Source organism: Pseudomonas sp. TH10 (assembly GCF_016651255.1).
In the GTDB taxonomy this organism is placed as follows: Bacteria; Pseudomonadota; Gammaproteobacteria; order Pseudomonadales; family Pseudomonadaceae; genus Aquipseudomonas.
This window is the reverse complement of the sequence record NZ_JAEKEG010000053.1, coordinates 19,824-28,872: the sequence shown is the minus strand read 5'-3', so window position 1 is coordinate 28,872 and position 9,049 is coordinate 19,824. Positions and strand designations below refer to the sequence as shown.

General features: G+C 61.3%; 4 protein-coding genes and 3 pseudogenes. 4 read left to right on the top strand and 3 right to left on the bottom strand.

All coding sequences use genetic code 11. From position 1 onward, the window contains the following. The 3 genes and pseudogenes from JFT80_RS08465 to JFT80_RS25400 all read left to right on the top strand — a co-directional run. The coding region (locus JFT80_RS08465; RefSeq protein ID WP_201147568.1) for an amidohydrolase family protein at window positions 1–539 on the top strand (539 nt) is incomplete at its 5' end. A 218-nt stretch (window positions 540–757) separates the two neighbouring features. Continuing rightward, window positions 758–1,240: pseudogene (locus JFT80_RS25405) on the top strand (MFS transporter); the annotation flags it as partial. Continuing rightward, window positions 1,212–1,796, top strand: coding sequence for an MFS transporter (locus JFT80_RS25400; RefSeq protein ID WP_374091336.1), 585 nt, complete (start codon window positions 1,212–1,214; stop codon window positions 1,794–1,796). The pseudogene JFT80_RS25405 and the gene JFT80_RS25400, both read left to right, overlap by 29 nt. Window positions 1,797–2,412: 616 nt before the next feature. On the opposite strand, the pseudogene JFT80_RS08455 reads toward JFT80_RS25400, so the two are convergent. The 3 genes and pseudogenes from JFT80_RS08455 to JFT80_RS08445 form a co-directional block, all read right to left on the bottom strand. Next, a pseudogene (locus tag JFT80_RS08455) lies at window positions 2,413–4,834 on the bottom strand (TonB-dependent siderophore receptor). 98 nt (window positions 4,835–4,932) lie between these two features. Further along, a complete protein-coding gene (locus tag JFT80_RS08450) occupies window positions 4,933–5,916 on the bottom strand; it encodes a FecR family protein (RefSeq protein ID WP_201147567.1) in 984 nt (327 codons plus the stop codon). A gap of 40 nt (window positions 5,917–5,956) precedes the next feature. Next, window positions 5,957–6,457, bottom strand: a complete 501-nt coding sequence (locus JFT80_RS08445; protein WP_122838715.1) for a sigma-70 family RNA polymerase sigma factor — start codon at window positions 6,455–6,457, stop codon at window positions 5,957–5,959. 223 nt (window positions 6,458–6,680) lie between these two features. On the opposite strand from JFT80_RS08445, the pseudogene tynA reads away from it, so the two are divergent. Continuing rightward, window positions 6,681–8,964 (top strand): annotated as a pseudogene (gene tynA / locus JFT80_RS08440) (primary-amine oxidase). Window positions 8,965–9,049: the final 85 nt, after the last annotated feature.

The following is a 9,049-nucleotide window of genomic DNA, read 5'->3' as shown; positions in this document are numbered from 1 at the left end:
GCGTCACGGCCAGTCACACCACGGCCATGGGCTCCTACGACAATGCCTACTGCGCGAAACTGTTTCGTTTGCTCGGGCATTCCGGGATCAGCTTCGTCTCCTGCCCGACCGAAAGCATTCACCTGCAAGGACGCTTCGACAACTTCCCGAAACGCCGTGGCGTAACGCGCGTGAACGAGTTGCTCGAAGCCGGCATGAACGTGTGTTTCGGTCAGGATTCCATCGTCGACCCGTGGTATCCGCTGGGCAATGGCAACATCCTGCGGGTACTGGAGGCCGGGCTGCACATCTGTCACATGCTTGGCTACCGCAACTTGCAAAGCGCCCTGGACCTGGTCACCGACAACAGTGCTAAAGCGATGGCCCTGGGTGACCGCTACGGCCTGGAACGCGGGAGGCCGGCGAACCTGCTGATCCTGTCGGCAGACAGCGACTACGAGGTGATTCGCAGCCAGGGTTTGCCTTTGTATTCGGTGCGCAATGGCAAGGTGCTGATGAAACGGACGATGCCGCAAGTTGAGTTGTTTGGTCCGCGTTGAATGATGGGTTGACTGCAAACGCCTGTGCCAAGATGTGCCCCTGCCTGACCGAACCTCACAGGACAGTCGCTGTCCCTTGGGGACGCGACGTTTTAACCAAGGATTGCAATGAGTAACCTCAACACCCCCACCACCTTCATCCCCGGACGCCTGGAGCAAATGTCCACGCGGGTCGCTTTTTCATCGCCGGTTTTGGCATCGCCGCCTGGGCGCCCCTGGTGCCTTATGCCAAGGCCAGGGCCGGGCTGGATGAGGGCACGCTGGGGCTGCTGCTGTTATGCCTGGGGGTGGGCTCGATCCTGGCGATGCCAATGGCCGGTATCCTGGCCACGCGCTTCGGCTGTCGGCGAGTGGCGGTCGGCGGCACGTTGCTGATTTGTGCGGCGCTGCCATTGCTGGCAACGGTGACGTCGATACCGGCGCTGATCGCCGCCCTGTTCATGTTTGGCGCAGGCCTGGGCACGGTGGATTCGACGGTCAACCTGCAAGCGGTGATCGTCGAACGCGCCAGCGGCAAGACCATGATGTCGGGTTTCCATGGGTTGTTCAGTCTAGGCGGGATCGTCGGCGCAGCGGGGGTCAGTGCTCTGCTCGGCTTTGGCCTTACGCCGCTGATGGCGATGCTGGTGGTGGTGGTGATGCTGCTGATCGCGCTGTGCAAGGCGGCCTCACATGCTGCCTTACGGCAGCGAAAGCTCCGGTCCGGCGTTCGCCATTCCTCATGGCATCGTGCTGTTCATTGGCGGGATGTGCTTCATCGTGTTCCTCGCCGAGGGCGCGGCGCTGGACTGGAGCGCGGTGTTCCTGGCGCAGGAGCGCGGCATCGACACGGCCTATGCCGGGTTGGGTTACGCGGCGTTTGCCTTGACCATGACCGTGGGCCGCTTGACCGGTGACCGGATTGTCCGGCATCTGGGCGCCACCCGGGTGATTGTGTTTGGCGGGCTCACGGCGGCCGCGGGGTTGTTCCTGGCGACCTTTGCACCCAACTGGGAGTTTGCCCTGGTGGGGTATGCGCTGCTGGGCGCGGGTTGTTCGAATATTGTGCCGGTGCTTTACACCGCGGTCGGTAAGCAGACAGTGATGCCCGAGAGCGTCGCGGTGCCGGCTATCACTACCTTGGGTTACGCAGGGATCCTTGCGGGGCCGGCGGTGATCGGGTTTATCGCCCATGGCAGCAGTTTGAGCTTTGCGTTCGGGTTGATGGCGGTGTTGCTGGTGGCGGTGGCTATTGGCGGGAAGGTGTTGAAGGTTTGACTGCCGTATTCAGGTTTGGCTCCAGACCCGTTTCCGCCGGCGCTCATGGCTCCGCGCCTACTGCATCTGATGTTTCGAGCTGTCGTAGGAGCTGTCGTAGGAGCTGTCGAGTGAAACGAGGCTGCGATCTTTTGATCTTGCTTTGTGTGCATATCCATTGCTGCGGTAACGGCGGCTTATGGTTCCGCCCTTACGGCGGGTCACTTTCGAAGAGCGCGAAAGTAACCAAAGCGCTCTTGCCCCACCACTCGGCACCTCGCTCAGGCTCGGTGTGCCCTCACTCCGGCATTGCTCCGCGGGTCGCCGCGATGGGCCATCCCTGGCCCAGCGCGGCTAAACCGGCATCCTTGCCGGTTTCCCCGCTGCGCAATGCCTGCGTTCGGCCAGCGTGGTTTAACGGGGCGCCTGCGATCAAGAGCCTCGCCGTGGCGGCCTTCGGGCCGACCAAGGCATCAAGCCGGCGCGCTGCGCTTGTTTGTGCAAACATCCCGAATTGAAATGAACACCTGCGGGTGGTGATAACAGTGGGAGCAAAGCTTGCTTCGGACGGCGTTCCGACGATGGAGGTCAACGATAACGCCCAATCCTTGGCTAAACCCAACACATTAATTTGATCTTAAAACCCAACACTACCCTGCACAAAAAACGTCCGCGGCGCCCCCACATACATCCCCGCATTATTGTCGCTGGATCGGGTGAAGTACTGCTTGTCGAACACGTTCTTCACCCCCGCCCCCAGCTTCAGGTTCGACAGCGTCGCGCCAAAGTCATAGCCGCCACGCACGTTCCAGGTGACGTACCCCGGAATGTCGCCGTACTGACCATCCGCGGTGCCTTCGGTGATGTAATTGCCGCTGAAACTGCCATCGGCGTTCACTGCCGTGCCCGGGGAGCGCTGTTTTGACTGGGCGAACGCGTCCACGTTCCAGGTCCAGCGATCGACGTCGTAGCGCAGCCCGGCGGTGGCTACCTGACGCGAATAGAACGGCAAGTCGCGCCCCTTGAAGCCTGGAATTTCTCCTTCATACACCGCCCGGGTGTAGGTGAAGCCGGCGTTGGCCGTCAGGCCGTCGAGTCGTGGGTCCAGCGCGGCAAGGTCGTAATGCACCGAGGCTTCGAGGCCCTGGTGAGTGGTCGCACCGAGGTTGGTCCAGCCCGCGTCATTGCTGATGTACTGCAGTTCTTTATCGAAGTCGATGTAGAACAGCGTCACCTCACCGCCCCACACGTCATCGTTGTAGCGCGTACCGATCTCATAGGTCTTGGCTTTTTCCGGCTCCAGACCGTTGGCGGTCTGGTCACCCGAACCACCCTGACCGAGCTGGAAATACTGCAGGCTGCCGAACGAGGTTTCGTAGTTGGCGAACAGCTTCCACGCGTCCGACAGGTGATACATCACGCTCAGGGCCGGCAGCGGTTCGTTGCTCTCGATGCTGCGGTTTTTCTCCGGTACGCGCTTGCCGGCGGTGTCTAGCACGGCACGGTCATGCCAGTCGGTGCTGATGTGTTCGAAGCGAATGCCCGGCGTGATAGTCCAGTTGCCGACGTCGATCTTGTTGTCGACGTAGACCGAGTTGGCCTCGGTGCCGCCAGTACGATCCTGGAACACGTGGCCGTCGGACGTCTTGGTGACCACTGGCTCATTGTTGACCAGCGCCAGACGACTCGATTGTTCGTGCATCGCCTCTTTCAGATAGCGATAACCGACGCTGACTTCCTGACTGGTTGGGCCGACGTCGAACACCCGCGACACCCGTGGCTCGATGCCCAGCGTGTAATAGGAGCGCGGGTACGAGCTGAGGGTTTTCTGATCGCGGGCGGCAATGGTACTGCCACGGAAACTGTCGGTGTAGTAGGTCAGCACTTCAGCCTGAGTGCGTTCGTCGATCTGCCGAATCCACTTGAACGACACGTCTTTGCGGCGACCGCTGAAGTTGTCGTAGTCGCGCACCGAGTCGTAAGGTTTGTCGTCGTACTGTTTCTGCGTCAGGCCGCCGGGCATGTCGGCGCTGGCGTCGTAGTAGTGAAAATTGAGGCTGAAATCGTCCTGATCGGTCGGCGCCCAGTGGGTCTTGAGCAGCACGTCGTCGATGTCGTTGCCGTTGTTGCGCTCGCGGTAACCGTTGCCGTTGACGCCGGAATACAACAGCGCCACGCCCATGCCGTTGTCGGCGGTGCCGCCGAGGAATGCCGTGTCGATGTGTTTCCAGCCACCGTACCGGGTGGTTTCCAGCGTAGTGCCGATTTCACCGGTGGCTTTTTCCGGGATTGCGCGGGTGACGAAGTTGATCACGCCACCGACGTTCTGCGGCCCATAACGCACGGAACCGGCGCCGCGCACGACGTCGATGCTGTCAAGGTTGCCCGAGGAAATCGGTGCCATCGACAGTTGCGGCTGGCCGTACGGCGCGAACGCGGCGGGCACGCCGTCGATCAACACCGTGGAGCGTGGCGACAGCCGCGAGGTCAGGCCGCGCACGCCGACGTTCAGGGCAATGTCGCTGCCGCCGGTGCCGTTGGAATCCTGCACCTGCACACCCGGCACCCGCTTCAACACGTCGCCGACTGTCATTGCGCCTTGCTCGACCATTGCCTCGCGACGGATCACCGTGCGTGCGCCGGCGTGGTTCTGCACCACGGCTGCATCGGCATCGCCGAGCCAATTGCCGACCACCTTGATATCCGTCACGCCGAGCTCCAGCGGCCCTTCCTGGGCGGAAGTCGGTGTGGGGGTCAGGGTCACCGAGCCTGCATCGATCTGATAATCCAGGCCGCTGCCCTGCAGCAGCTGGCGCAAGGCCTCCTCGGGGAAAGGTTACCGTCCACGGCAGGTGCCTGTTTGCCGGCGACCAGCTCCGGGCTGAAAAAACCTGCAGCGAAGTCTGCTGGCCCAGCTGACTCAAGGCCTGCCCCAACGGCTGCGCGTCGATGTGGATGGCGTCGGCAGCAAATGCCTGGGGCAGCGCGCAGTTGGCGGCCAAGGCCAGGGCCAGCGGCAACCAGGGTGATTTTTTGTTATGGGCGATGGTTTTTTTCACGTCGAACGTAGTCCTGTGGATCGCAAGAGTGTGCGGCTGTTAATGCAAACCAGTTGCAGTTGAACAGGAAGACGATGAACTCGAGAAAAACCTGAATTTTATTTTGAAATTATTTCCTGACTGCCATCCGCGAGGGTACGAACGGCCACCGGCAGGATGCTCGGCAAGGCCTTCAACAGGGCATCAGTGTTGTCAGATTTGAACACGCTGGTCAGGCGTAGATTGGCCACTTTGTCGTTGGCGACCGTGATCGGCTTGTCACGATAACGGGAGGCTTCGGCGGCCACTTCGCTCAGGCTCGCGTTATTGAACACCAGCTTGCCGCTGCGCCAGGCGGTCAGCTGCGCTGCATCCACCGCATACGCTGCGGCGACCTTGCCCTGGAGATCGACACGGGTGCCCATGCCGGCGACGAGGTCGATGGATGGGCTATCGGCAACGTCCCGTCCCTGGACCTTGACGGTGCCCTGCTCGACCACTACGCGGGTTTCGCCGGCGTCGCGGCGCACATCAAAACGGGTGCCGGTCACCGTGACTCTGCCACGGCCCGACTCCACCACGAACGGACGATCGGCGTCGTGCTCGACGCTGAACATCGCCTCGCCTTCGGTCAGCTCGACGGCGCGACGGTGCTGCACAAAATGCACTTGAATGCGGCTGCGACTGTTGAGGTCGATCATCGAACCGTCCGGCAACGCCACTTGCCGACGCTCGCCCAGCGCCGTGGAAAACTCGCCAGTGTAGGTAGCCGGCTTATCCATCGTGGTGAACCAGCCCAGCCCCAGAGCCACGGCCAGCACGCTGGCGGCCACGGCATAACGCAGGATTGGCTGACGCGTGCTGCGCGCTGGCGGCACGTCACACAAGGCCTGCATACGCGCCGCCGGCAGCAGGTCCGCCGCCGACCACATCCCCTCAAGTACCTGGAATTCATAGTGGTGCTGCGGGTGCTCGGCCAACCAGGCTGCAAACTGCTGACGCTCCAGGACATCCACCACCGGCCCCTGCAAAACCACGAACCAGCGCGCCGCCTCATCGCGGACCGCCGTGGGTCCGCACGCGCAATCACGGGTATCCATCATGGAAGTTCCTGTTTGGCGGAGAATGGAAAGACGCGACCGATCATGATTGCAACCCATCCAGGCGATCGCGTAGATGCCGCAGCGTGCGGATCATATACTTTTCCACCATGTTCTTGGACAGTCCCAGGCGTTCGGCGATCTCGGCCTGGGTCAGACCTTCGATCTTCTGCCACACGAACACCTTGCGGCAATTGACCGGCAACTCGGCCAGCGCGCGCTCAATGGAATCGGCCAACTGGATCGCCTGCACGAAATGCTCCGGGTCGCCGCACGAGGACACACTGTGATCGATCGCCCCCGACTCCATGGCGCCTCGTCGATCCTCGCGACGATAGCCGTCCACTGCAATGTTGCGCGCTGTCTGGTGCAAATATGCACGAGGCTGCTCCACCGCCGCCGAATCCGACTCAAGCACTCGCACGAAGGTATCGTGGGCCAGATCCTCGGCCTGCTGACGATTTCTCAGGCGACGGGTCCAGGTGCCAACCAACTCTTCGTAATGCTCGAAAAAGCCGGGTCTGCGGGGCAGCTTAGGGGTCATTGCGGCGTGCTGTGGAGACGGGGCGTGAATAGTAATGCTTCGTATTAAGGCGAAGCAATGGATTCAAGGCAGTTACCCAAGGGCAACTTGCATGCCCTTGTGACGTAACAGTTGATTTAGGCACAAAGCCCAAGGATTCTGGCAGGCAAACAAAGAAAGCCCTTCGCTGGCTGTAGCAAAGTGCAGGTATGCCGGTCACCTGCTGTCCTCAAGGAATTCGCCCATGTTCACCGCCGTCAAATTACCGATAAAAAAGCCCCTGGCCCGACTCGCACTGTCCGTGGCATTTAGCGCATTGTGCCTGCCTGGCTGGATTCCAAAGGCCACCGCCCACGGCGGGCATGCCGAAATGGTGCCGTTGCAGGCGGGCCTTGAGGAGTTTGGCGCGACGGTGAAGTGGGACGACTATGCCAACGTCTTCGTGATTACCCGGGACGGGGTGTACCTCAAGGTCAAGCCGGACACCAAGGTGGCGATGCTCAACGGCAAGCGCATCGAGCTGACCGTGCCGGTGGTGTTCAAGGGCAACACGGCCTACATGTCCAAGGACTTCATCAACCAGGTGTTCCAGTCCGGCCTGGACAAGACGTTCGTGGTCGAGACCAGGCCCAACCCGCTAAACCCCCTGAGCGCCGATGAAATCGGTCGTGCGGTGGAGATCGTCAAGCAGTCGGTGCACTACAAGCCCGGCTTTCGTTTCACCGAAGTGTCCATCCACGAGCCGCCCAAGGATCAAACCTGGAACTTCGCCCTCACCGGCCAGGCCGTGAAGCAGCCGCGCCAGGCCAACATCGTGGTGCTCGATGGCAAGCACGTGATCGAAGCGTTGATCGATCTCGACAGTCGCATGCTCCTTTCCTGGCAACCGGTGGAAGGGGCCCACGGCATGGTGTTGCTGGATGACTTTGCCACCGTGCAGGCGGCCATCGAGGCCAGCCCCGAATACGCCCAGGCCCTGGCCAAACGCGGCATCGATGATGTGAAAAAAGTCGTGGCCACGCCCTTGACCGTCGGTTACTTCGACGGCAAGGACGGCCTGGCGCAGGACAAGCGCCTGCTGAAGATCGTCAGTTACCTCAACATCGGCGACGGCAACTACTGGAGCCACCCCATCGAGGGGCTGGTAGCGGTGGTCGACCTGGAACAGAAGAAGCTGATCAAGATCGAGGACGGCGGCGTGATCCCGGTGCCGATGAAGCCCACCCCTATGACGGGCGAGGACGGCCGGGGTAGCCGTCAAACCGCTGGAAATCACCGAGCCCGAGGGCAAGAACTACACCATCACCGGCAACAGCATTCACTGGCAGAATTGGGACTTTCACGTGCGCCTCGACTCACGGGTAGGCCCGATTCTGTCGACGGTCACCTACGACGACCAGGGTAAAAAACGCAAAGTCATGTATGAGGGCTCCCTGGGCGGCATGATCGTGCCCTACGGCGATCCCGATGGCGGCTGGTACTTCAAGGCTTACCTGGACTCCGGCGATTACGGCATGGGCACCCTGACCTCGCCGATCGCCCGGGGCAAGGACGCGCCGGCCAACGCCGTCCTGCTGGACGCCACGCTCGCCGATTACACCGGCAAGCCCACCACCGTGCCGCGCGCCATGGCGATCTTCGAGCGCTACGCCGGCCCGGAATACAAACACCAGGAAATGGGCCAACCCAACCTGAGCACCGAGCGCCGCGAACTGGTGGTGCGCTGGATCAGCACAGTGGGCAACTACGACTACATATTCGACTGGGTATTCCAGCAGAACGGCACGATCGGCATCGACGCCGGCGCCACCGGAATCGAGGCAGTGAAGGGCGTCAAGACCAGCACCATGCGCGATGCCACGGCCAAGGAAGACACCCGCTATGGCACGCTGCTGGACCACAATATCGTCGGCACGACCCACCAGCACATCTACAACTTCCGCCTCGACCTGGACGTGGATGGCGAGAACAACTCGCTGGTGGAAGTGAACCCGGTGGTGGCGTCAAACGACCGGGGTGGTCCGCGCACCAGCACCATGCAGACCGAACAGCAAGTGGTCGGTACCGAACAGCAGGCGGCACAGAAATTCGACCCCTCGACCGTTCGCCTGCTGAGCAACTTCAGCAAGGAAAACAAGGTGGGCAATCCGGTGTCCTACCAGTTGATCCCCTACGCCGGCGGCACTCATCCGGTGGCCAAGGGGGCCAATTTCGGCAAGGACGAATGGCTCTATCACCGCCTCAGTTTCATGGACAAGCAACTCTGGGTGACGCGTTACAGCCCGGATGAAAAATACCCTGAGGGCAAGTACCCCAACCGCTCGGACAAGGACTCGGGGCTGGGGCAGTTCACCCAGGACAATCAGGCCATCGACAACACCGACAACGTGGTCTGGCTGACCACCGGTACGACCCACATCGCCCGCGCAGAAGAGTGGCCGATCATGCCGACGGAGTGGGTACACGTGCTGCTCAAACCGTGGAATTTCTTTGATGAAACGCCGACGTTGAATCTCAACAAAAGATAAACGCAGATGGAGCCAGGCACAAAACAACCTGAGGGAGCGAGCCTGCTCGCGATGGCGGTGGGCCAGATACGATGATGTTTATTGA